A 21,707-nucleotide genomic window follows, 5' to 3' on the forward strand; every position below is an offset into this window, starting at 1 on the left:
GCACCACGCTCCCACCGGTCATGCCGCGTCCTGGCTCGCCTCCGACGGGGAGCCAGGACGCGGCGCGGTGAGCCAGGACGGCGGCCGTCGCTAGCCTCGGCGGGATGAGCGCCCCCACGCCGCCGGCTGCCGGCCCCTGGGCGCAGCGTCGACGGGTCGCCGGGCGCTGGACGCTGCGGGTCCTGGTCGCGGCCGCAGGGGCCCTGATCGGCATCCTGCTGCTCGGCCGCATCGACTCCCCGATCGGCCCGTTCGACGCGACCCTCGCCTTCACCCCCACCGGCGGTGCCGCGACGGTCGAGGTCCCGCCGCTCGGCGCGCTGGAGGTCGACGCCTACGACGGCCCGCTGGGGCTCGACGTCCAACTGCGGCGCGTCGACGAGACCCGCATCCAGGCACTGGTCAGCGACCCGGCCCAGCTCGACAGCATCGTCGACCGCGTCAGCGCCGACCTGCAGGACGCCGTCGTCCGGCTGGCCTGGACGACGGGCGCCGCCGCGGTGGGCGGCGCCGTCCTCGCCTCGCTCGTCACCTACCGCCGCTGGCGCGAGCCGCTGATCGCCGCAGGCGTCTCCGTCTTGCTGCTCGCGGGCACCGCCGGTCTGGGCGCGGCCACCTGGCGCCCCGAGGCGCTGTCGCAGCCGACCTACACCGGCCTGCTGGTCAACGCGACGAGCCTCATCGGCAGCGCCGAGGACATCGTCGCCCGGTTCAGCGCCTACCGGGCATCGCTCGAGGACCTCGTCGCCAACGTCGGCGCGCTGTACTCGGCGCTGTCGGCCCTGCCGGCGCCCGGTGGCCCCACCGACACCGTCGCGCTGTTGCACGTCTCCGACCTGCACCTGAACCCTGCGGGCTTCGACCTCGTGGCGCAGGTGGCCGGCCAGTTCGACGTGGACGCCGTGCTCGACACCGGCGACATCACCGACTGGGGCAGCGAGCCGGAGAACCAGGTCATCGGAGCCATCGGTGCGCTCGGCGTGCCCTACGTCTACATCCGCGGCAACCACGACTCCGCGGTCACCGCCGGGCTGGTGGCGGCCCAGCCCAACGCCACCGTGCTCGACGACTCGGCGACGACGGTCGCCGGGCTCACCGTCGTCGGCGCGCGCGACCCCCGCTTCACCCCTGACAAGGACGCCACCGACGGGTTCGAGTCGCTCGAGCAGAGCGGCGAGGACCTCGCGGAGGTCGCCGAGGAGCAGCCCGACCCACCGGCCATCGCGATGGTCCACGACCCCGAGCAGGCCGCCCCCCTGGACGGCGTCGTCCCGCTGGTCCTGGCCGGGCACACGCACGAGCGGGAGGTCGAGACCCTCGACGACGGGACGCTGCTCATGGTGCAGGGCTCGACCGGCGGCGCGGGCCTGCGCGGCCTCCAGGGTGAGTACCCGGAGCCGCTGACCTGCACGGTCCTCTACCTCGACCCCGACACCGGGGCACTGGTGGCCTACGACGACATCACGCTCGGCGGCCTGGGTGCGACCGAGGCGACCATCGTGCGCACCGTCGTGCCGGAGGAGGCGGCCGAGGAGACCCAGGACGGCAGCGGGGACGGCAGCGGGGACGGCAGCGGGGACGGCAGCGGGGACGGGAACGGGGACGGCACCGGGACCCCCGCCTCCCCGACGGGCTGAACCGTCCGTCCTACGCTCGCGTCATGGCACCGACTCCCCGACTGGCCGCCGGTCTCCTCGCCGGGGCGCTCGTCCTCGTCCCCGTCGCGGGCTGCTCGTTCACCTCGAACGGCTTCTCCTGCTCCGGCTCGTCCTGCACCGTCACGCTCGACGGCCAGGGCAGCGAGGTCGACATCCTGGGCACGACGGTCACGCTGGGCGGCGTGCAGGACGGCCGGGCGTCGATCACCGTCGCCGGCGCCAGCGTGTCCTGCGGCGAGGGCGAGACCGTGGCGGCCGGCCCGCTGTCCCTGGAGTGCACCAGCGTGAGCGGCGACTCCGTCGAGCTCACCGCCAGCCTCAACTGAGCAAGGACCCCGCTGTCCCCCGCCACTCGCACGCTCGCGGCGGGCCCCTGCAGCGGGGCCGGGCTCAGGACTGGTCGGCGACCTCGACGACGACCCGGGCCGGGTCCTGCAGCGCGTACACCCGGAACGGCGCCTCGGTGCGGGTGCCGACGAAGGTGACCGTCGTCCCCTCGAAGGTCGCGTCGAAGACGACCTCGGTGACGGTGGCCGTGCCCTGCCCCGGCAGCGGGTCCGGCCCCGACCACTCCTCGACGCCGGTCGCGTACGGGTAGCCGGCGCCGGTGACGGTCACCTGGAGGACCGCCTCGCCGGCGACGTCGACCGCGTCCCCGCTGCCCTGCGAGCTCGCGGCGTCGACGTAGCGGACGTCCCAGCCCGGCGTGCCGGTACCGCCGACCTCGAACACGACCCGGTCGAAGCCGTCGTGCCGGCCGGTGCGGATGTCGGTGACGGTCACCGAGGCGTCGGCCGACGCCTCGGCGGTGTCGGGCTGCGTGTCGGCCGGGAACGACGGCGCGGCCGTGCCGGTGTCGGCGTCGGTGTCGCTGCCGGCCGGGGTCCCGCTCGCCGGGGCGTCGGACGCGCCGGTCTCCGCGGCGGCGCTGGAGGACGACGTCGCGGCCGACGACGAGCCCGCCGACGACCTGCCCTCCTCCGCGCAGCCGGTCAGCAGCACCGCTGCGGCGAGCACCGAGGACACGGGGACGAGGGCGCGGCGGAACACGCGGCGATCGTGACAGCCGGCCGGCCCGGTGCCGGGGACCACGCGTCCGTGTCGTCCGAGGGGAGGAGCCGCCGCGCCCCGGGAGGAGGGTGGTGTCGGAGTCGCCCCGGAGGCCATGTATCGTTCTCCCTGCCCCCGGCAAGAACGAGCCCCCATCGTCTAGTGGTCCAGGACGTCGCCCTTTCAAGGCGGTAGCACGGGTTCGAACCCCGTTGGGGGCACGCAGTACACAGCAAGGCCCTGTAGCGCAGTTGGTTAGCGCGCCGCCCTGTCACGGCGGAGGTCGCGGGTTCGAGTCCCGTCAGGGTCGCTCTCCGGTGCGAGTCACCGGGAGGGGCAGGTAGCTCAGTCGGTACGAGCGCTCGCCTGAAAAGCGAGAGGTCGGCGGTTCGACCCCGCCCCTGCCCACACTGCTGATGCGACCTGCGGTCTTGCGAGTGGTCGAGCGCTGAAGACATGCACGTACGAGTGTCGGCAACCGCATGACTCTCGCCGCACGACCTCTCACTGGCAGCACCTGCGCCGTGACTTCGTGACCCCCTGCGCGCCGAGGGCAAGTCACCGAACACACTGCGGCTGTACCCAGGCGCGGTGGACGAGCTTCAGACGTGGTGCCTGGCTGACGGTGGGCCGGGCGATCCGACAGCGGTGACCACCCCTGCTGAGCTGACCGCGGGACCCTGCTCACGCCGCGCCCGCGGTCAGGACGCGTGACCGGAACTCCTCCGCCGCGGGACCGAGGCCGAACAGGTGCCGCACCGCCTGTACGCACCGTCCGGCGGCCGCACCGTCGCCGTAGGGGTTCACCGCCCGAGCCATCGTGGCGTAGGCGGCGGGGTCGGTCAGCAGCTCCTCCGTGGCGCGGACGAGGACGTCCGGGTCGGTGCCCACGAGCCGGACCGTGCCCGCCTCCACCGCCTCGGGTCGCTCCGTGTTGTCCCGCAGGACGAGCACCGGCTTGCCGAGGCTGGGCGCCTCCTCCTGGACGCCGCCGCTGTCTGTGAGAATGAGCGTGGCGCGGGCCATGAGCCGGGCGAAGTCCCCGTAGGCGAGCGGGTCGACGACGAGCACGTTGCCGAGCTGCTCGAGCTCCGGCAGCAACGCCTCCCGCACCACGGGGTTGCGGTGCACCGGGACCACGACCCGCAGGTCCGGGTGACGCCGAGCGATGGTGGCGACCGCCCGGCCGACGCCGCGCATCGGCTCGCCCCACGACTCGCGGCGGTGGGTGGTGACCAGCAGGACCGGCCGGTCGTCGTCGTCCAGGGTGGTCAGGGCGGGCTCGGTGTATGGGTGGCGCCGGCGCACGACGTCGACGAGCGCGTCGATGACGGTGTTGCCCGTGACGACGACGTTCGCGGCGTCCACCCCCTCCCGCAGCAGGTTGGCACGGCTGGCCTGCGTCGGTGCCAGGTGCAGGGTGGCCAGCTGACTGGTCAGCCGCCGGTTCATCTCCTCGGGAAAGGGCGAGGTGACGTCGCCCGTGCGCAGGCCCGCCTCCAGGTGCACGACGGGGACCCGCTCGTAGAAGGCCGCGAGCGCAGCGGAGAGCGTGGTGGTCGTGTCGCCCTGTACCAGGACTGCGTCGGGCTGCCGGTCGTGGATGATCGGGACGAGGCCCGCCAGCGCCCGCACCGTGATCCCGACCAGGGTCTGCCGCGGTTCGATAATGTCCAGGTCGTGCTCGGCCTGGATGTCGAACAGTTCGTTGACCTGGTCGAGCATCGACCGGTGCTGGCCGGTGAGGACCACCGAGGCGGCGAGGTCCGGGGCCGCGTCGAGCCCGCGGACGACGGGCGCCATCTTCACCGCCTCCGGACGAGTTCCGTACACCACCATGACGTGCCTCATGTCCTACCTCCGGGAGGTCGACCGGCCTAGACGGCCGTGAGCTGGATGTCCTCGAACTCGACGGCGGCGTCCTCGGTGTAGAGCCCCACGGACCCGCCCGTGTAGGGGTCACCGGTGTCCACGACCCGCGCCAGCGGTGCGCCGTCGACGGACACCTCGATCTCGGCGCCCACCTGGCGGATCCGGACCTCGTACCAGGACCCCACCGGGAAGGTCGGTGCCGTGCCGCTCGTCAGGAACCGCTGGGCACCGGGGAACGCGGGGTCGGCCTTGCCGACCTCCCACCCGTTGGGTTTCAGGGTGACGTAGTAGAAGTGCTGGTTGTCGGTGTGGTGCCACACCAGCCAGGCGACCTCCCAGGGGTTCCCCCTCGGTCTGCGGAGCTGCTCGCGTGTCCTCAGCCGCACCGAGACCTCGACGTCCCCGAACTCCTGCTCGCTGAGCGCCAGCGCAGCGGCCGTCTTGCTCTCGTCGTCGACGGTCTGCGGCGCCAGCCGGTACAGCCAGCCCTCGGGACGCTGTGTGCCGCTGGCGGTGCCGTAGCCGTCGAAGGCCAGCCGCCACCCGCCGCATCGGTCTCCCTGGTGCCAGGGATCGCAGACGACGGAGTCCGTGGCGTCGGCATCGGCGACGTCGCCGCCGGTGCACCCGGTGAGGAGTGTGCACGTGACCAGGCCGCCGAGCAGCGACCGGGCGAACCCCCCGCGGCCGGCACCCACCGGGTCAGGCTCCCCGTCGGCTGGAGGCCGATCGGGCACCGGTGCCCTTGCCGGGGAAGGCGACGACGACGCCGTCCGACCCGACCCCGGTGTGGCCGGACCGGGCGCGGTCGGGCAGCCGCTCGGTCTTGAGCCACGAGCGGCGGCCCTGCAGTACCCGGAGGACCGCCCACCAGCCCGCGGCCATCCACAACAGCCCGTAGAGGACGAAGGCGTGCCCGAAGAGGACGACACCCAGCCGGCTGATCCGATCCCCTCGGCGCCGGTACACGTGCGCGAACAGGACTCCCGGCAGGAAGGTCAGCAGGTACCAGGACAGGAGGACCGGCCACTGCAGCACCTGTGCCCGTGCCAGCGGCGAGGCCGCGACCCCCACGACCGAGGCGACAAGCGACAGCACCATCAGTGAGCTGACCAGGATCAGGACCGGCATCAGGATGGTGTGCAGAGTCTCGGCGGCCGCGCGCCCCGACGAGTGTCGCAGCACCTGCGGCACCAGCCGCCAGGCCTGCAGGTTGCCCTGGAACCAGCGGGATCGCTGTCGGACCAGCCGGCGCAGGCTCGTGAGGCCCTGCTGGTGGACCGCGACGAGGGGGCAGTGCAAGGTCCACCAGCCGGCCAGCTGCAGGCGGACGCCCAGGTCGAGGTCCTCGGTGAGGACGTCGGACCACGGGGCGGGACCGAGACTCGTCAGCGCGGCCAGCCGGGTGAACTGGCCGTTGCCACCCAGACCGGCGATACCGAGCCTGTTGTGGGCCACCTGGAAGATCGACGTGTAGGTGACGAACTCCATGTCCTGCAGGCGGGTGAGGAGTCCCTGCCGCCGGTTGCCGATCCGCACGCTGATCTGCACACCGCCCACCCTCGGGTCGGCGAAGTAGGGCACGACGGCCTCGAGCGTGTGCGGGTCGAGGCGGCCGTCTGCGTCGAGCAGACCGATGACGACCCGGTCGGGATCGCGGTCCGCCAGCTCCACGGTCACCAGGTGGTCCACCGCGGCGTTCAGGGCGGCTCCCTTGCCGCGCCGGGCGTCAGGCAGCGTCCGCTGCAGGACGCGTACACGGGGGTCCGGGTGCGCCCGGGCGATGTCGGCGGTGGCGTCCGTCGAACCGTCGTCGATGACGAGGACGAGGAACTCGTGCAGCGGCAGGGAGATCAGGCGGTCGAGGGTGCCAGCCAGCACCTCCTCCTCGTCCAGGCACGGGACCAGGAACACGAAGAAGAGGGTGCCGGTCCCTGATCGGTGGAGGCGCAGTGGCACGACACCGGTCTCCAGGTACATCCCGAGGGCGTAGGTGAGCGAGCAGATCACCGCTGCAGAGGCCGCCAGGATGAGGATCCCGGTCGTGGTCACGGGTTCCCCGCACCGGCGTCACGAGGACGCCTCCGGGCCCGGTGGGGCTGGACGTGCCTGGGTGGGGGGTGGAGGAACCGGCTGGCCACGACCAGGCAGACGAGCACGAGCAGGTAGCAGGTGAAGGCCGCACCGGCGGTCGCCAGCGCCAAGCGCGCGAGCCCGAACGCCGCGTCACCCATCGCCGCTCCCGCGCTCGGCCGGGCGGCCGGCGTGCTGGTGACGGCCGGGAGCGGGCGACGGCGGCACGGGGTTCACAGCTCCCCCGGGGACACGAACTCGTAGCCGAGGTCCTGGAGCCGGTCGACGATCCAGTGCAGTCCCTCGGTGCCCAGGTAAGGGTGGTAGAAGAAGCTGGCGACACCGTCCCGGACGACGAGGTTCTGCCGGGCACCGTCCACGATGGCCTGCAGGGACCCGACGCCCACCGCGGGGATCGGCGGCCCCTGGACGAAGCCGAGGTTCTCCGGGATGACCGTGCTCCCGTATCCGTCGCGCACGACATAGGGCGCGTACTGGGCGAACAGGAAGTCGTTCATCGGGCCGGCACTCCATCCTCCCGACAGGTAGTAGGGCCGGTCGTAACGGGCGGCGAAGAGCTGCGCGGCCGCCTCGTAGGAGGCTGCGGAGGCGGCGTAGTGGGGGAACTCGAACACCTGCGGCCTCGGCAGACCGGTCCGGGTGACCTCGGTGATGGCGGAACGCAGGCGCTCGGTGGCCCACGCCGGCGAGTCCCCGGGGACCGGGCCCTGGTAGACCAGTGCGCCGTCGGGCGCGCGCTGGACCTGGAAGAACTCGAAGTCCGCGCCGCTGCCGCCGGTGTCGGGGTTCCGCTGGCCGCCGAGCTGGTGGGTGTACCCGTGCAGCACCATGGTGCCGCCACGCTGGATCATGTGGGCGACCGCCTCGACCACGTCCGGCCGCTCCACCAGTCTCACCGTGCGGCGCGGCTCGACGTCCAGGCCGTCGACGGCCACCGGGTACAGGGCGAAGCTGTACGGCACGCCGGCCCGGTTCAGCGCGTCGGCCGTGCGGCGGAGCTCCTCGGGATCGGACAGGGGATTGACGTCCTCGAGGCGCAGGAGGGCGCGATGCCGCACGGGGGCATCCGGTCGGAGCAGGTCGATGAACAGATCGCAGACGGCGAGGTAGCGGTCCCCGCTCTCTCCAGCGGGGTCAAGGGCGACCTCGGCGACGTACGTGAGGGCGCCCGACCGCACGGCCCAGGGGGTCCTGCTCCCGTCGTCGTGGACCGTGTCGGCCAGGACCTGCACCCTGGTGGGGTCGGTGACGGTGATGCCGGCGGGGGCACCGGCATCCGACGGTCGAGAGAGCTCGGCGCCCTCGTACGCGACCCGCAGCGCCGGCCGCGGATCGGCGGGGGTCCAGGAGATCCCCTGCGCCTCCAGGCCCGTCAGCTCGTCCAGGTTGGCCCCCAGCCAGAGGACCGGCGTGCCGCCGTTCCTCACGTCCGCGACGAAGGCTGGCGGGAGCACCTGGTCGGCGTTGGTACCCAGGTACACGACCCCCCGGTGGGCGCCCATCTCACCCGGCGCGTAGGTGGAGACGCCGTGGACCTGTGGTGTACCGAAGTGGGAGCCGAGCGCCGCCGCGAGCATGCCGTAGAGCTGGGACATCTGCTGGTACTCGCCCGTGTCGTCGAAGAGGACGAGCGAGGACGCCGTACCCGACGGCGCGGACGGGGCCTGCACGGCACTCGCTGGGAACTCCAGCCCGGAGAGGTCGGCGCGGCGCTGCCCGGCTTCCTCGACCCGGACGGCCGCGGACAGGCCCACCAGGGCGGCGGACGAGAAGAAGGCCGTGCACACAACGAGTGCGAGGAGCCACCGGGCGAGGACCCTGGGCCGCGACGGCACGTCGTCCGTGTCCTCCATCGGGCTGACCACTCCCCGTCCGCTTCCTCAGCTCCTCACACCGCAGGGTCCTCACCACGGGAAACGCGTCTCGCGCATCTCGATGGGTGCAGCGGCCGGAATACTGCAGAAATAGAAGCAGTCCATCTGCGGTGCGTACAGGCTTCCCGTCGATTTCTTTGCGTAACGCCGAGTCAGTGATCGCTGACCCTTTGCGAGAATGCACGGTCGTATTCGGAACGGTCACCGAGTGCCACGGGACATGGACGCCGTTCTCCCGCAGCGCTCCGTTCGGGCCATAGCCACGATCCAGTACCGTCGGGCGCGTCGGGGCAGGCTAGGGTGAGCACGTGGCTACATTGCGTAACGAATGTCCATCTGGTCCCCACCCGCCCTCGCATCGGAGATACCAGCATGCGTGTGTCCCGAGCGACCACAGCAGCCGTCGCTGCCTCCGTTCTCCTCGTGCCGGCCCTCCTCGGCTGCGCTGGCCCCGCGGACCTCGCGCGGCACGCCGCCGGGGACGCCGCCACGCTGGAGGCCGTGGACGGGGCAGCGGAGGACCCGGTGACCGACCGGCCCGCTCTCGCGCGTGACGACGTCCTCCTCGGCAACCCGTTCGCTGGGATCGAGACCGACGCCCCCTGGGTGGACGGCAGCCGGCACGGCGCCTGGCGGTCGCTCTACGACGGCTACGGCACCGTCCTCCTGCGCGGCGGCGAGCCGGCGGTGCTCTCCCAGCGACCGATGGCGGCCACGTGGGAGGACGAGACCCACGCAGCGCTCGCCGTCACGGTGCAGGAGTACGGGGCCGTCGACGTGATCGTGCGGCAACGCACGGTCGAGCAACTCCGCGCGTCGAACCCGAACACGTGGGAAGTGCCCTGGTTGCTGTGGGCGCACTCCGACGACGAGCACTTCTACTACCTCGTCCTCAAGCCCAACGGCTGGGAACTGGGGAAGGCCGACCCGGCCTACCCGGGCGCCCAGCGCTTCCTCGCCACCGGTTCCAGCCCCACCTTCCCCCTCGGGGACTGGCACACCGCACGGGTCCGGCACACCGGCGACACGATCGAGGTCTGGGGCGACGGCCGGCGGCTGACCCGGTTCGTCGACCGCGAGCGGCCCTACTCCGGCGGGCACGTCGGTCTCTACACCGAGGACGCGCACGTGGAGCACGCCGACCTGGAGATCCGCCGGGCGGACTGACGTCGCCGGCCCGTCCGCCCCGAGCGGCACGCCCGCCCGGGTGGGTGCCCGGCACGGCCTCCGACAGGCGGTTTCGCGTGGCGGCGGCCGCAGCGTTGCGGGGGCTGCACTCCCACGACGACGCAAGAGAGCCCCCGTGGCCGCAACCGAGGGCCCTGGCTCCACCCCGTCCAGTGTCGCCGCCACGGACCCCGTCGCCGCGAACGCCCGCCCCGACGGCGGCGGTGGGCCGACCGGCGCCGTGGTCGTGGTGGCGCTGGTGTCGGCCATCTCGGGGCTGCTGAACGGCTACGAAACGGGCATCATCTCCGGAGCGCTGCTGCAGATCAGCGACGAGTTCGGCATCGGCACGGCTGGGAGCGGATGATCGCGCCCTCCATCCGGTCGGTGCCGTGATCGGGGCTCTGGTCTTCAGTCGGCCCAGCGAGCGTTGGCACCACGACCTACTCCGGATCAAGACAGCATCCGCTCCACCAGGTCGGCCGGCTCCCTGGCACCCAGGATGGTGGTGGTCGGCCCCCTGCCGCCCCGACGGGCCACGAACACCCGGCCGGGCCGTTGACGCTGGCCTCGCGCAGGCGCGTCCGCCCGCAAGGGAAGGACGATCATGCCGTCACGATTCGTGCTGACACATCTGCCCGGTTCTGTGAGTCGGAACTCCTCCGGCCACCGCGTGACGTCGGCTCCGACGTGCCGCTCTCCGCTCCATACGACGAATGGATGTCGAGGTCAGCGGCGTGACGCCTGAGAAGCGAGAGGTCGGCGGTTCGACCCCGCCCCTGCCCACACACTCTCTCCCCGGACGGAGCCCGGTGGTCGTCGAGGTCCGCGACCCGGCTCGGGACCCGGCGCTGGCCGCCCGCCTGCTCGAGGTCCAGCACGCCGCCTACGCCGTCGAGGCGCGGCTCATCGGCGACGACCGCATCCCCGCGCTTCACGAGGATCTGGCCGGCCTGACGTCGGCCGGCCTGTCCTGGCTGGTCGCCCGCGACGGCACGGCGGTCCTCGGCGCCCTGGGCTGGCAGTCCACCAGCGACGGCGTCGACGTCGACCGCCTCGTCGTCGACCCGGCGTACGCGCGCCGCGGCACCGGCCGGGCGCTGGTCGCCGCCGTCCTCGACCTGGCCGGGGACCGGCCGGTCACCGTCTCGACCGGCCGGGACAACACCCCGGCCCGCCGGCTCTACGCCCGGGCCGGGTTCCGGGAGGTCGCCGAGCGGGAGGTCTTGCCGGGCCTGTGGGTGGTCGACCTGGCCCGCACGGTTCAGACCCCGACGACGCGGTCGGCCACCACCTGGTCGTAGACCTGCTCGTGCACGGCCTGCACCGCTGCCCGCTGTTCGCACCGCCACGCCCGGTCGGCCGGCCGCGGCATCGGGCGGGCCAGTGCCGCGCCGACCGCCACCCCCAGCGAGACCGGGTCGAATCCGCACACCTCGTCGTTGCCGTAGACGACGACGTCGGACCACTGGTCGGCGAACCAGCCGCAGCTGGGCGCCACGACCCGCGTGCCGACGTCGCGGCACACCTCCAGGTCGCGCGAGTGGGTGCCGCAGCGCTCCGGCAGCACTGCCACGTGCAGCTCCTGCAGTTGCGCCGCCCAGCGCGCCGGGTCCCGGGTCACCACCTCGAGCCCCTCGGCGCGGGTCAGCTCCGTCGCGCCCGGCAGTTCCTGCCCGGGCTCGAGGAAGACCCGCAGCCGCCCGCCGCCGGAGACCGCTCCGGACAGGGCCGCGCGCACCATCGCCGCGGGGTCGGGCACCGCCGTCACCGGGGTGCCGAGTGACAGGCCCACCAGGCCCCGCTCGGCGCCGGTGTCCGGATCGGGCACGGCCACCGACGGGTGTGCGACGACGATCGCCGTCCGTCCGAAGCGCTCGGCGATCTCGTCGGCCGCGCCGGGGGTCAGCGTGAAGACCACCTCGGCGGTGGCCAGCAGTGCGGCCAGGTGGGCGTCGTGCCGGTGCCGCCCGGGCTGGGCGGGGTCGCGCAGCTGGTGGACGGTGACGACCAGCGGCACGCCGGTGCGGCGCACCGCCTCTGTCCAGCTGACCACCTCGTCCTCGGGCAGGTGGCCGTAGCCGGCGTGCACGTGGACGACGTCGACCCGGCCGGCGTGCGCGGTGAGGTAGGCCGGGTCCAGCCACGGGCTCCGGTCGTGCCGGGGACCCACCCGCACCGCGGAGGCGGGCAGCACGGCGTCGACGTAGGGATCGGCGTGCGGCACCGTCGCGATCCGGATCCGCGCCGGGGACGCCGATGGCGGTAGGGCGTGCATCACGCGGTGGGCGCACTCCTCCTGCAGTCGAGCACTGCGACAGCAGGGGCGGTGCTCCTCGATGAACTCCGGTGAGTTCCGATACCCGGGATCGTGCCGCACAACCGTGTGCGAACTCACTCGATCGATCGCCTCACCCGAAGGGGTCCGCGCCGGTGTTGCTGCGCGCCTCCTGCGCCGCGGCGTAGGCCGGCGCCCGGAAGCGCGCCATCGGGCCGTCGGCCAGCAGCCCGGGCGGCGGGTTCCGGACGGCGTCGAAGTGCAGGTCGGGGTCGAGGTCGGGCGGCGGGTCCCCGAGCACGAGCCGGCCGAAGGACACCCACTCCCCCGCGCCGCGGGCGACCAGCAGCCGGAACGCCGCCCCGGGTGCCGCGGCGGCGACCGGCCCGGGGTCCGACGGCAGGTGTCGCGGCCCGTCCGGGACGGCGGCCAGCCGCAGCGTCCCGGCGGCCGACCGGTAGCCCATGATCGACGAGTAGGGCACCGCCGCCTCGACCCGCGGCACGGGCAGGAAGCGGGTCCATCGCCCGCGACCGGTGGTGGACAGCAGCAGGTCCACCGGCCGGTGGCCGTCAGGCAGCCGGACGGCCAGTCCGAGCACGTCGGGCAGCGGGGCGGGCAGGCCCGCGCCGCGGGACAGCCGGACGACGGCGTCCTCGCGGGCGTGCTCCTCCAACCAGCGGACGCCCCAGTCGCCGGGTACGCCGGTGCGCTCCACGACGGCGGAGAGGACGGCGCCCCGCGGGTGCATCGGCTTGCCGTCGCGCCACCGCGCCAGGCTGCCGAGGGGTACCGCGGCCAGTCGACCGGCCAACGTCGCGAGGTCCGCCATGCCCGTCCCCTACCCGCCGCACGGGGACGCGCACGTGCGGTGCGTCAACCGGCAGGACCTGCCGGTGTCGGCCGTGATGTCCGTCGTTCCTTGCCTGTGACACGGAGCGGTCCGCCGCATACGTTCAGTGAGTGCTCACGACGCTCCTGGTCACCGGCGGGGTCCTTGCCGGTCTGATGCTGCTCCTCGCCCTGATCGTCGCCCTGAGCTCCCGGCCCGCGCCCCGTACCGCCCCCCGGCCCGGCGAGCGGACCGCCGGCTGGGTGGCCGACGCCGGCCGCCCGCACCCCGACGCCTGGTCGCCGCTGACCAGCACCACGACGACGGAGATCCGCCCGGTCCGCTGACCGGGCCCCTGGTCCGGCGTCCCGGCGGCGGCGACGGCGCGCCGCCGGGACGACCCGCCCGGCTCACCGGCGGCGGACCGGCTCCCACTGCGACTCGGCGCGCAGCACCGGCTTGAGCACCTTGCCGCCGGGGTTGCGCGGCAGCACCGCCGACCGCACCGACACGAACTGCGGCACCTTGAAGTCGGCCAGGTGCGCGCGAGCGTGGGCCATGAACGCCTCGACGTCGATCTCGGTGCCCGGGACCGGCACCACGACGGCGCCGACCTTCTCCCCCATCACCGGGTCGGGCACCCCGACGACGGCGACCTCGAAGACGCCGGGCGCGGCCGCCAGCGCGTTCTCGACCTCGACGCAGTACACGTTCTCGCCGCCGCGGTTGATCATGTCCTTGGCCCGGTCGACGACGTAGGTGAAGCCGTCGTCGTCGATCCGTGCGAGGTCGCCGGAGTGCAGCCAGCCGTCGGTGAACGCCTGCGCGGTCGCCTCCGGCTTGTTCCAGTAGCCCTGCACCACGTTCGCGCCGCGGATGAGCAGCTCGCCGACGCCGGTCGACGGGTCGACGCCCTCCAGCCGCAGGTCGACCACGGGCGCGGGGAAGCCCACCGAGTCCGCGTGCGTGCCGGCGTACTCGTGCGGCAGGAACGTCGAGATCGACGAGGTCTCCGACAGCCCGAAGCCGTTGCCCACCTTCGCCGCCGGGAACGCCTCCTTGATCCGCGCGACCAGCTCAGGGGCGATCGGCGCCCCGCCGTAGGTGACGAACCGGACGCCGGTGACGTCGACGTCGGCGAAGGCCGGCTGGTTGACCGCCAGCCAGAACACCGCGGGCACCGAGGTGAGGACCGCGATCCGTTCCTCCGTGACCACCTGCAGGAACCGGCCCACCTCGAACGCCGGCATGACCACCGCAGCGGCGCCGCTCTGCAGCGCGGGCAGCAGCTGGCTGTTGCAGCCGGTGACGTGGAACAGCGGGACGCTGATGAGGTTGCGCAGCGACGGGTCGTCGCGGCCGAGCCCCACCACCCGGCGGGCGTTCTCGGTGTTGGTCAGGAAGTTCTCGTGACTGGTCATCGCGCCCTTGGGGAAGCCGGTGGTCCCCGAGGTGTAGAAGATCGCCGCGAGGTCCGACCGGGACAGCCCCTCCTCGGCGTACGGCTCGCCGTCGGGCAGCGCCGTCCCGGGCGCGAGCACCACCCGGGCCCCGCTGTCGTCGACGACGTACTGCGCCTCCGCCTCGGTGAACCGGGTGTTGACCGGCACCGCCACGCCGCCGGACATCAGCGTGCCGAAGAAGCCGAGCACCCAGTCGACGCCGTTGCCCAGCCGGATCGCCACCCGGTCGCCGCGGCCCACGCCGGCCTCGCGCAGACCGCCGGCGACGCGTGCCGCGCCGTCCCAGAGCTCCCGGAACGTCATGCGGGGCCCGTCGACCTCGACGACGGCCTCGCCGCCGGGGTCGCGGTCGACCGAGGCCCGCAGCATCGCGACGACCGAGTCGGGCAGGTCGGTGTAGTGCTTCACGCCGACGGCGTCGCGCTCGACGCCGCTCTCGTCGAAGGGGTGGTGCACCATCACGCGGCCCCCTCGAAGTACCGGCGGGGGACGTCGACCAGCATCGTGGTGATCTGCTCGTCGGTCACCCCGTGCTCGCGCAGGTAGGGCAGCACGTCCTCGTGGATGTGCGTGTAGTGCCACTGGGGCAGCAGGTCCATGACGCCGGGCGCCAGCCAGTCGATGTAGCAGGAGGCGTCCTGCGAGAGCACCATCTGACCGGCGTGGCCGCGGCGGCACATCTCCACGACGGTGTCGGCCCGCGCCTCGAACGTCGTCTCCAGGTTGATCCCGAAGCGGTCCATGCCGAGGACGAAGCCCGCCTCGGCCAGCTCGCTGAGGTGGTCGGCGTCGGTGGTGTCGCCGCTGTGGCCGAGCACCACCCGCCGCGGGTCCACGCCCTCGTCGTCGAACACCTGCTCGACCGCCAGCCCCTGCCGGCTGCCCGGATGGGTGTGCACGGTGATCGGGGTCCCGGTGGCGCGGTGCGTCCTGGCCACGGCGCGCATGACCCGCTCCACCCCGGCCGTCAGGCCCTGGCGGTCGATCGCGCACTTGAGCAGCCCGGCCCGCACGCCGGTGCCCGCGATCCCGTCGGTGACGTCGCCGACGAACATGTCGACCATCGGGTCGGGCACCTCGGTGCCGAGCGCCTCGTCGAGCGCCGGGCCGCGGTAGTGGAAGAAGAAGGGGACGTCGTCGTAGGTGTAGCAGCCGGTGGCGACCACGATGTTGAGGTCGACCTGCTCGGCGATGCGCTGGATCCGCGGGATGTACCGGCCGAGCCCGATGACGGTCGGGTCGACGATCGTGCGCACGCCCACCCCGGCCAGCTTCGTCAGCCTCTGCACGGCGTCGGCGACGCGGTCGTCCTCGCTGCCCCACTCCTCGGGGTAGTTCTGCTGGACGTCGGCGTCGAGCACGAAGACGTGCTCGTGCATGAGGGTCGTGCCGAGCTCCGCGGTGTCGACGGGACCCTTGACTGTCTGGACCTGCGGCACGCGGTCCTCCTCACGGGTGGCGCCCGGCGCCGGTGCCGGGCGGGGCACCGGACGCTACCGAGGACGTGACCCGGATCACAGTGGGGAAGGCGCCGGGGTCAGGCGCGCCCGGTCATCAGCTCCGCGGCCCGCTCGCCGACCATGACCGCGGTCGCCGCGGGCCCGCGCGTGGGCACCTCGGGCAGCACCGAGGTGTCGGCCACCCGCAGCCCCTCGACCCCCCGTACCCGCAGGCGCTGGTCGACGACGGCGCCCGGATCGCCGTCGGGGCCCATCGGGGCGCTGCCGGCCAGGTGCTGCGCCGTCGCCACGGAGGTCCGGATCCAGCCGTCGAGGGCGGCGTCGTCGGCCAGGACGTCGTCGCCGGGGCCGGGGCGGGCCCCCACGAGCGGGGACAGCGCGCGGGTGCGCAGCAGCGCCGCGGCCAGGCGGACGGCCTCGCGCAGCCGCCGCCGGTCGGCTGCGGTGGCCAGGTAGCCGTGCGCCACGCGCGGCGCGGCCGCGGGGTCGCCGGAGGCGAGCGTCAGACGCCCGCGGCTCTCCTCGCGGAACAGGCCGGCGGCCAGCGCGAGCGTGCGGTCGTCCCCACCGCCGCCGGGGACCACCTGCGCCCAGGGCCGCAGCCAGGGCAGCACCTCGAGGTCGCCGGGCACGGGTGAGTCCGACGACGTCGCGTCGAGCGACCCGTGCAGCGGCAGCGGCCAGTCGCCCTCGGGGAGCCCCGGCACCGGTACCCACGGCAGGTAGACGAGCGGGTGGTCCGACAGCGCGGTGCCCACGCCCGGGGCGTCGGCGACGACGTCGAGACCGTGTGCGCGCAGGTCGGCCGCAGGGCCGATGCCCGACAGCAGCAGCAGGTGGGCCGAGCCGACGGCCCCGGCGCAGAGCACGACCTCGGCAGCGCGCACGGGGCCGGCGTCGGTGTCCACGCCCACGGCGCGGCCGTGCTCGACGAGCACCCGCCGCACCCGCACCCCGCCGCGGACGGTCAGCGACGGCGAGCCGCGCCGCGGGGCGAGATAGGCCATGGCGGTGTTGACCCGTACCCCGCCGTCGACGGTGAGGGGCACCTGCCCGTAGCCGGGCGGGCCTCCGGCGTTCTTGTCCGGCTCGTCGGGGAACCCGAGTTCCGCGGCCGCGCCGGCGAGGGCCTCGGTCAGCGGGGAGATCCCGACCGGCCGGGTGACCGGCACCGGGCCGCCGCGGCCGTGCCCGGGCCGGTCGCCGTACTGCCGGTCGTCCTCGAGGCGGCGCCAGGCCGGCAGCGTCGCCTCGAGGCTCCACAAGTCGTTGCCCGCCGCGGCCCAGCCGGCGTGGTCGGCCGGGGTGGCGCGGACGAAGTAGCCGCCGTTGACCGCGCTGGACCCGCCGACCACCCGCCCGCGCGGCAACGGCGCGGAGGTGCCCGGCAGCAGCTCCGTGGTGAACGACCAGTTCGCCGGGTGCCCGGGGACGGTGGCGCCGAGCGTGGCGGCGTCGCGCAGGTCGGCGGGGAAGTCGGCGGGGCGGGCGTGGTCGGCGCCGGCCTCGAGCAGCAGCACCCAGCGGCCGGCGTCGGCGAGGCGGGCGGCCAGTGCGCAGCCCGACGACCCGGCACCCACCACGACGACGTCCCACTCCGAGGTCACAGCCCGAGGACCTCCGGCAGGTCGAGGCGGCGCACCTTGCCCGTGGAGGTGCGGGGCAGCTCGCCCAGCGGGTGCAGGCTCTTGGGCCGCTTGGCCGGCGACAGCCGCTCCCGCGCCCACGTCCCGAGGTCGGCGGGATCGGCGGCGCCCACGTAGGCGGCGACCACCCGCTGGCCCCACTCCTCGTCCGGGACGCCGACCACCGCGCTCTCCACGACGCCGGGGTGCGCGTCGAGGACCGCCTCGACCTCCGCCGGGTAGACGTTCACGCCGCCGGAGATCACCAGGTCCTCGCGGCGGCCGTCGAGCCAGACGGTGCCGTCGTCGTCGACCCGGCCGAGGTCGCCCACGGTGACCAGGTCGCCCCGCCAGGCGGCCGCGGTCCTGTCCGGCGCGCGCCAGTACTCGAAGCGCGCCCACCGCGGCACCGCGCACCACAGCTGCCCGCGCGCGTCGGTCTCCAGCCGCCGGCCGGGCCGTGCGCGGCCGACGCTGCCGGGGGAGGCGAGCCAGTCCTCCGGCGAGCAGACGGTGAACTGCGCCTCGGTGGAGCCGTAGAACTCCCACACGCTGCCGGCCGGGAGCGCGTCGAGCACCGCCCGCTTGAGCGGCTCGGGACACGGCGCTCCGGCGTGCACCAGGCGCCGGAACGACGACCAGTCGACGTCGTCGCGGGCCACCAGCCGGCGCAGGTGCGTGGGGACGCAGAACGTCGTCGTGGGGGCCCGCCCGGTGATCGTGGCGGCGGCGCGGTCCGCGTCGAACGGGCCGGGCAGCAGCACCTCGCCGCCGGCCAGGAGCGTGTGGACGGCGAAGCGCAGCGGCGCCGAGTGGTGCAGCGGCGAGAGCACCAGGTGCCGGTCGGCCGCGGTGAAGCCCCACAGGCCGATCTCCTCGGCGGCCAGCGCGCGGGCGTCGCCGTCCTCGAGGACACCGGACCACACGCCCTTGCGCCGCCCGGTGGTGCCCGACGTGTAGTGCATCGGCCGGGCCAGCGGCACGTCGGCGAGGGACGCCTCGTCGGTGCCGGTGAGCAGCCGGGCGGGGTCGCTGCCGAGGTCGAGGGCCGGATCGGCGTCGGCGGCGAGGCCGGCCCGCTCGGCCGCGGGCAGCGCGGGGTCGAGGACGACGGGGACGATCCCGCTGCGCAGCGCGCCGAGGACGGCGGCCAGCAGCGCCGGGGACGACGCGGCGGAGAGCAGCAGCCGGTCGCCGGGCCGCAGCCCCGCCGCCCGCAGGGCCGCCGCGGCCCGCCGCTGGTCGCGCTCGCCGTCGGCGGCCCGGACGACGGCGACCCCCTCGGTCACGGCAGCCCCACTCGCTCGCCGTCGACCACCACGTGCCCCTCCGCGGCGAGCTTGGCCAGCGTGGCGCGCGTCGACTCGGCCGCCGCCGGCCACAGCGCCTGCGGCACCTCCGCGTACACGTCGGCCACCATCGCGTCGACCGTGCCGGCGCCGCGGACCAGCGCCGCCAGCAGCTGCGACTCCCGGAACGCGCGGTGGGCCAGGTAGAAGTGCAGGACGGCGGCCGGGTCCTCGGTCAGCTCGGGGCCGTGACCGCAGTAGAGGGCGCTCGGGCCGAGGTCGAGCACTCGGCGCAGCGACTCCAGGTAGGCGACGACGTCGCCCTCGGGATGGGTGACCACCGACGTGCCGCGGCCGAGGACGTGGTCGCCCACCAGCACTGCACCGGACTCCAGCCGGAACGCCAGGTGGTCGGCGGTGTGCCCCGGGGTGGGGACGACGCCCAGCACCGTCCCCGCCAGGTGCAGCCGCTCCCCCGGCTCGAGCACCCGGCCGCGCGGCCCGGCGACGGCGACGTCGGCGGCGGCCACGGGAGCCCCGAAACGGGCGCCCCACGGCAGCGCGGCCTCGGCGTGGTCTCCGTGGTGGTGGGTGACCAGCACGGCGACGCAGCGCGCGTCGCGGGCGGCCAGCGCCTCCTCGACCGCGGCGAGGTGGGACGGGTCGTCGGGCCCGGGGTCGACGACGACGGCCTGCCCGGTGCCCGGCGCGCCGACGAGGTAGGTGTTGGTCCCGTCGAGGGTCATCCCCGACGGGTTGGGCGCCAGCACACGGGTGACCAGCGGCTCGAGGTCCGCCGTCCGCGGCAGGCCGCCAGGGGCGGGGAGGTCCCAGGTGACGCGTGGGTCGGCAGGGGCGCGCACGTCCGCACGGTAGCCGCGCACGGCCGCGTGCCGCCCGCCCGGCAGTTAGCCTCCCGGCATGCGATCCATCCCGTCCCCGTCCCGCTCTGCCCTCGTGGCCGCAGCCGCCGCCGTCCTGCTGACGGCCTGCGGCGGCGGCAACGGGTCGGGCAGCGAGGAGACCGCAGAGTCCACCAGCGCCGACACGTCGAGCTCGGCGGCGCCCAGCACCGGCTCGTCCTCGTCCTCGTCCAGCCCGTCGTCGTCGGCCGGCGACGACCCCGCCGTGGCGGCGTTCTGCCAGCAGGCCGCGCAGTACGAGGACCTCGGCAACCAGCTGTCGGCCGCCACGCCCGAGCAACTGCCCGGGCTGCTGCAGCAGGCGGCGGCGGCCTTCGACTCCGTGCAGCCGCCGGCCGCGATCGCCGGCGACTGGCAGGTCGTGGGCGACGCCGTGCAGGCGTTTTCCGACACCGCCAACTCCGTCGACCTGACCACCCCCGACGGCCAGGCGCAGCTGCAGACGGCGGCCCAGCAGTTCGTCACCGTCGCTCAGGGCCCCGAGGCCACGAACGTCACCCAGTTCGGCGAGCAGAACTGCGGCGCCGCGGCTCCCACCTCCTAGGAGGACCGCCCTGCCCCCACTGCTCGCACGCTCGCAGCGGGCCCCCGCAGGGTGGCCGGAGGAGCTCGTTCTCACGACGACGGCCCGCTACCCGGTCGGGGAGCGGGCCGTCGTCGTCCGAGGGGGTTCAGCAGCCGCTGATGGCGACGCCGCGGGCGCGCAGCCACGGCACCGGGTCCACCTGGCCGCCGTACATGACGCCGCCGGGGTGCACCTCGAAGTGCAGGTGGGGGCCGGTGGACTGGCCGCGGTTGCCCACCTCGGCGATCAGCTCGCCGGCGGTGACCCGCTCGCCCTTCTCCACGTACTCGGCGTTGACGTGGCCGTACACGGTGATCGCGCCGTCGTCGCCGCGGATGTAGACGGCCGTGCCGAAGCCGGTGGCCGGGCCGGTGCGCTGCACGACCCCGGAGGTGGCGGCGTAGATCGGCGTCCCGATCGGCGCGGCGATGTCCACGCCGGCGTGCAGGAGACCCCAGCGGTTGCCGAAGCAGCTCGACGTGCGCCCCGACGTCGGCTTGACGTAGCCCGACCCGCCGGAGGCGGCGCTGGCGCTCCCGCTCCCACCGCTCCCGGACGACGCGGCGGCACGGGCGGCCTCACGGGCCGCGGCAGCCGCGGCAGCCGCGGCGGCAGCCTCCTCGGCGGCGCGGGCGGCGGCCGCGGCGGCGGCGGCCTCCTCGGCGGCCTTCTGCTCCTGCCACTGCTGGTAGGCGTCACGGGCGCCCTGCAGCTCCAGCAGCTGGATCTGGGCGGCCTGCAGTTGCTGGTCGAGCGAGGCCTTGTTCGCCTCGGCGGCGACGACGGCGTCCTCCTGGGCGGCCACCTGGGCGTCGGCGGCGGCCTTGGCGGCGGCGGCCTCGTCCTCGGCGGCCGCGGCGGCGTCGCGGGTGACCCGCGCGGAGGACTCGGCGTTGGCCTGCCGGACCCGGGCCACCTCGAGCTCCTCGAGCAGCTCGACCTGGGTGTCGGCGACGTACTCCAGCAGCGCGGCCCGCTGGATCAGCTCGCCGGGGCCGGCGGAGTCGAGGAGGGCGGCCGCGGTGCTCAGGCCGGCGCCGTCGACGTAGCTCTCGCGGGCGAAGCCGGCGATGCGGCCCAGCGCGGCGTCGACGGCGTCGGCCGCGGCCTGCAGGTCGGCGGCGGCCTGGTCGGCGGCGGCCTGGGCCAGGGCGAGGGCCTCCTCGGCGGCCAGGAAGGCCGTGCCGGCGGCCTCGGCCTGCAGGCCGAGGCGCTCGAGCTCGATCTCGGCGGCGGCGACCTCGGCGGCCAGCCGGCCGACCTCGGCCGCGGCGGCCTCCTGGGCCGCCTGCGCGTCGGCGATCTGGCCGTCGCTCGGGTTGGGCGGCGGCTCCGGTACGGCCAGCGCCGGCCCTGCGGTGCCCAGGAGCACCGCTCCGGTGAGGAGGCCGGCCAGGGCGGCGCGCACGCCCCGGCGACGGCCGGTCCGGGCGGGACGGCACTGCGGCATCGGTGACTCCCTGGGGAAGAGGGTGGCGCGGGGTACGCAGAGAGCGTCGCCCCGTCGGCGCGTGTCACTTCCGCAACACGCGGCACGGAGGTCACACCGTGACCCCT

General features: G+C 74.6%; 21 protein-coding genes and 3 tRNA genes. 10 read left to right on the forward strand and 14 right to left on the reverse strand.

What is annotated here, in order from left to right; translation table 11 throughout:
* Positions 1-104: 104 nt before the first annotated feature.
* Entirely contained in the window at positions 105-1,637 is a 1,533-nt protein-coding gene (locus BM414_RS09010; RefSeq protein ID WP_093579121.1) for a metallophosphoesterase, read from the forward strand.
* 23 nt (positions 1,638-1,660) lie between these two features.
* Positions 1,661-1,984: a hypothetical protein gene (locus tag BM414_RS09015; RefSeq protein ID WP_093579122.1), complete on the forward strand. Its 324-nt coding sequence runs from the start codon at positions 1,661-1,663 to the stop codon at positions 1,982-1,984.
* A gap of 64 nt (positions 1,985-2,048) precedes the next feature.
* On the opposite strand, the gene BM414_RS09020 is transcribed toward BM414_RS09015, so the two are convergent.
* Positions 2,049-2,708 carry an AMIN-like domain-containing (lipo)protein gene (locus BM414_RS09020; protein ID WP_217644625.1) on the reverse strand — a complete coding sequence of 220 codons (660 nt, stop codon included), beginning with the start codon at positions 2,706-2,708 and terminating at the stop codon, positions 2,049-2,051.
* 148 nt (positions 2,709-2,856) lie between these two features.
* Between BM414_RS09020 and BM414_RS09025 the strand changes: the two genes are divergently transcribed.
* The 3 genes from BM414_RS09025 (at position 2,857) to BM414_RS09035 (ending at position 3,116) form a co-directional block, all read left to right on the forward strand.
* Positions 2,857-2,929: transfer RNA gene (locus BM414_RS09025), tRNA-Glu, on the forward strand.
* A gap of 15 nt (positions 2,930-2,944) precedes the next feature.
* Positions 2,945-3,018, forward strand: a tRNA-Asp gene (locus BM414_RS09030).
* A gap of 24 nt (positions 3,019-3,042) precedes the next feature.
* A tRNA-Phe gene (locus tag BM414_RS09035) sits at positions 3,043-3,116 on the forward strand.
* A gap of 276 nt (positions 3,117-3,392) precedes the next feature.
* Here the strand turns inward: BM414_RS09035 and wecB are convergent.
* From wecB to BM414_RS09060, 5 genes are all read right to left on the reverse strand, one after another.
* Entirely contained in the window at positions 3,393-4,559 is a 1,167-nt protein-coding gene (gene wecB / locus BM414_RS09040; RefSeq protein WP_093579123.1) for a non-hydrolyzing UDP-N-acetylglucosamine 2-epimerase, read from the reverse strand.
* A 26-nt stretch (positions 4,560-4,585) separates the two neighbouring features.
* Positions 4,586-5,278: a 3-keto-alpha-glucoside-1,2-lyase-like domain-containing protein gene (locus tag BM414_RS09045; protein WP_175551511.1), complete on the reverse strand. Its 693-nt coding sequence runs from the start codon at positions 5,276-5,278 to the stop codon at positions 4,586-4,588.
* A 4-nt stretch (positions 5,279-5,282) separates the two neighbouring features.
* Positions 5,283-6,632, reverse strand: a complete 1,350-nt coding sequence (locus BM414_RS09050; RefSeq protein ID WP_217644626.1) for a glycosyltransferase family 2 protein — start codon at positions 6,630-6,632, stop codon at positions 5,283-5,285.
* Positions 6,629-6,814 (reverse strand): hypothetical protein, encoded by a 186-nt coding sequence (locus BM414_RS09055; RefSeq protein ID WP_093579125.1) that lies wholly within the window; start codon positions 6,812-6,814, stop codon positions 6,629-6,631. The genes BM414_RS09050 and BM414_RS09055 overlap by 4 nt, the downstream gene beginning before the upstream one ends.
* A gap of 72 nt (positions 6,815-6,886) precedes the next feature.
* Positions 6,887-8,527: a DUF2334 domain-containing protein gene (locus BM414_RS09060; RefSeq protein ID WP_139245761.1), complete on the reverse strand. Its 1,641-nt coding sequence runs from the start codon at positions 8,525-8,527 to the stop codon at positions 6,887-6,889.
* Positions 8,528-9,049: 522 nt separating this feature from the next.
* Between BM414_RS09060 and BM414_RS09065 the strand changes: the two genes are divergently transcribed.
* The 3 genes from BM414_RS09065 (at position 9,050) to BM414_RS09075 (ending at position 11,019) form a co-directional block, all read left to right on the forward strand.
* Complete coding sequence (locus BM414_RS09065) at positions 9,050-9,715, forward strand: 3-keto-alpha-glucoside-1,2-lyase-like domain-containing protein (protein WP_139245762.1); 666 nt, start codon at positions 9,050-9,052, stop codon at positions 9,713-9,715.
* A 136-nt stretch (positions 9,716-9,851) separates the two neighbouring features.
* On the forward strand, positions 9,852-10,082 hold the full coding sequence (locus tag BM414_RS30135) for a hypothetical protein (protein WP_217644627.1): 231 nt from the start codon (positions 9,852-9,854) through the stop codon (positions 10,080-10,082).
* A gap of 445 nt (positions 10,083-10,527) precedes the next feature.
* A complete protein-coding gene (locus BM414_RS09075; protein ID WP_093579128.1) occupies positions 10,528-11,019 on the forward strand; it encodes a GNAT family N-acetyltransferase in 492 nt (163 codons plus the stop codon).
* Here the strand turns inward: BM414_RS09075 and BM414_RS09080 are convergent.
* Positions 10,980-11,993: a glycosyltransferase gene (locus BM414_RS09080; RefSeq protein ID WP_093579344.1), complete on the reverse strand. Its 1,014-nt coding sequence runs from the start codon at positions 11,991-11,993 to the stop codon at positions 10,980-10,982. The genes BM414_RS09075 and BM414_RS09080 overlap by 40 nt on opposite strands.
* A gap of 133 nt (positions 11,994-12,126) precedes the next feature.
* On the reverse strand, positions 12,127-12,825 hold the full coding sequence (locus tag BM414_RS09085) for a phosphodiesterase (RefSeq protein WP_093579129.1): 699 nt from the start codon (positions 12,823-12,825) through the stop codon (positions 12,127-12,129).
* A gap of 131 nt (positions 12,826-12,956) precedes the next feature.
* Here BM414_RS09085 and BM414_RS09090 point away from each other — a divergent pair, with 131 nt between their 5' ends.
* Entirely contained in the window at positions 12,957-13,172 is a 216-nt protein-coding gene (locus tag BM414_RS09090) for a hypothetical protein (RefSeq protein WP_093579130.1), read from the forward strand.
* 63 nt (positions 13,173-13,235) lie between these two features.
* On the opposite strand, the gene BM414_RS09095 is transcribed toward BM414_RS09090, so the two are convergent.
* From BM414_RS09095 to BM414_RS09115, 5 genes are all read right to left on the reverse strand, one after another.
* Positions 13,236-14,747 carry a class I adenylate-forming enzyme family protein gene (locus tag BM414_RS09095; protein WP_093579345.1) on the reverse strand — a complete coding sequence of 504 codons (1,512 nt, stop codon included), beginning with the start codon at positions 14,745-14,747 and terminating at the stop codon, positions 13,236-13,238.
* Positions 14,747-15,727: a phosphotriesterase family protein gene (locus BM414_RS09100; RefSeq protein WP_093579131.1), complete on the reverse strand. Its 981-nt coding sequence runs from the start codon at positions 15,725-15,727 to the stop codon at positions 14,747-14,749. Before BM414_RS09100 ends, BM414_RS09095 begins: the two co-directional genes overlap by 1 nt.
* A gap of 98 nt (positions 15,728-15,825) precedes the next feature.
* Positions 15,826-17,355, reverse strand: a complete 1,530-nt coding sequence (mftG, locus tag BM414_RS09105) for a mycofactocin dehydrogenase MftG (protein WP_093579132.1) — start codon at positions 17,353-17,355, stop codon at positions 15,826-15,828.
* Entirely contained in the window at positions 17,352-18,662 is a 1,311-nt protein-coding gene (locus BM414_RS09110; RefSeq protein ID WP_093579133.1) for a class I adenylate-forming enzyme family protein, read from the reverse strand. Before BM414_RS09110 ends, mftG begins: the two co-directional genes overlap by 4 nt.
* Positions 18,659-19,525, reverse strand: coding sequence for an MBL fold metallo-hydrolase (locus BM414_RS09115; RefSeq protein WP_093579346.1), 867 nt, complete (start codon positions 19,523-19,525; stop codon positions 18,659-18,661). The genes BM414_RS09110 and BM414_RS09115 overlap by 4 nt, the downstream gene beginning before the upstream one ends.
* A gap of 58 nt (positions 19,526-19,583) precedes the next feature.
* Between BM414_RS09115 and BM414_RS09120 the strand changes: the two genes are divergently transcribed.
* The gene (locus BM414_RS09120) at positions 19,584-20,129 is read left to right on the forward strand and encodes a hypothetical protein (RefSeq protein ID WP_139245763.1); all 546 of its coding nucleotides are present in this window, start codon (positions 19,584-19,586) and stop codon (positions 20,127-20,129) included.
* Between the two features lie 127 nt (positions 20,130-20,256).
* Here BM414_RS09120 and BM414_RS09125 read toward each other — a convergent pair whose 3' ends face one another.
* Entirely contained in the window at positions 20,257-21,600 is a 1,344-nt protein-coding gene (locus tag BM414_RS09125) for a M23 family metallopeptidase (protein ID WP_093579135.1), read from the reverse strand.
* Between the last annotated feature and the right edge of the window lie 107 nt (positions 21,601-21,707).

The organism is Geodermatophilus amargosae, assembly GCF_900116515.1.
In the GTDB taxonomy this organism is placed as follows: Bacteria; Actinomycetota; Actinomycetes; order Mycobacteriales; family Geodermatophilaceae; genus Geodermatophilus; species Geodermatophilus amargosae.

What these genes read in the sequence shown, in the direction of transcription:
- BM414_RS09010 (WP_093579121.1), top strand. Translation starts at nt 105, where the DNA reads ATGAGCGCCCCCACGCCGCCGGCTGCCGGCCCCTGGGCGCAGCGTCGA.
- BM414_RS09015 (WP_093579122.1), top strand. Translation starts at nt 1,661, where the DNA reads ATGGCACCGACTCCCCGACTGGCCGCCGGTCTCCTCGCCGGGGCGCTC.
- wecB (WP_093579123.1), bottom strand. Translation starts at nt 4,559, where the DNA reads ATGAGGCACGTCATGGTGGTGTACGGAACTCGTCCGGAGGCGGTGAAG.
- BM414_RS09055 (WP_093579125.1), bottom strand. Translation starts at nt 6,814, where the DNA reads ATGGGTGACGCGGCGTTCGGGCTCGCGCGCTTGGCGCTGGCGACCGCC.
- BM414_RS09060 (WP_139245761.1), bottom strand. Translation starts at nt 8,527, where the DNA reads ATGGAGGACACGGACGACGTGCCGTCGCGGCCCAGGGTCCTCGCCCGG.
- BM414_RS09080 (WP_093579344.1), bottom strand. Translation starts at nt 11,993, where the DNA reads ATGCACGCCCTACCGCCATCGGCGTCCCCGGCGCGGATCCGGATCGCG.
- BM414_RS09085 (WP_093579129.1), bottom strand. Translation starts at nt 12,825, where the DNA reads ATGGCGGACCTCGCGACGTTGGCCGGTCGACTGGCCGCGGTACCCCTC.
- BM414_RS09095 (WP_093579345.1), bottom strand. Translation starts at nt 14,747, where the DNA reads ATGGTGCACCACCCCTTCGACGAGAGCGGCGTCGAGCGCGACGCCGTC.
- BM414_RS09120 (WP_139245763.1), top strand. Translation starts at nt 19,584, where the DNA reads ATGCGATCCATCCCGTCCCCGTCCCGCTCTGCCCTCGTGGCCGCAGCC.
- BM414_RS09125 (WP_093579135.1), bottom strand. Translation starts at nt 21,600, where the DNA reads ATGCCGCAGTGCCGTCCCGCCCGGACCGGCCGTCGCCGGGGCGTGCGC.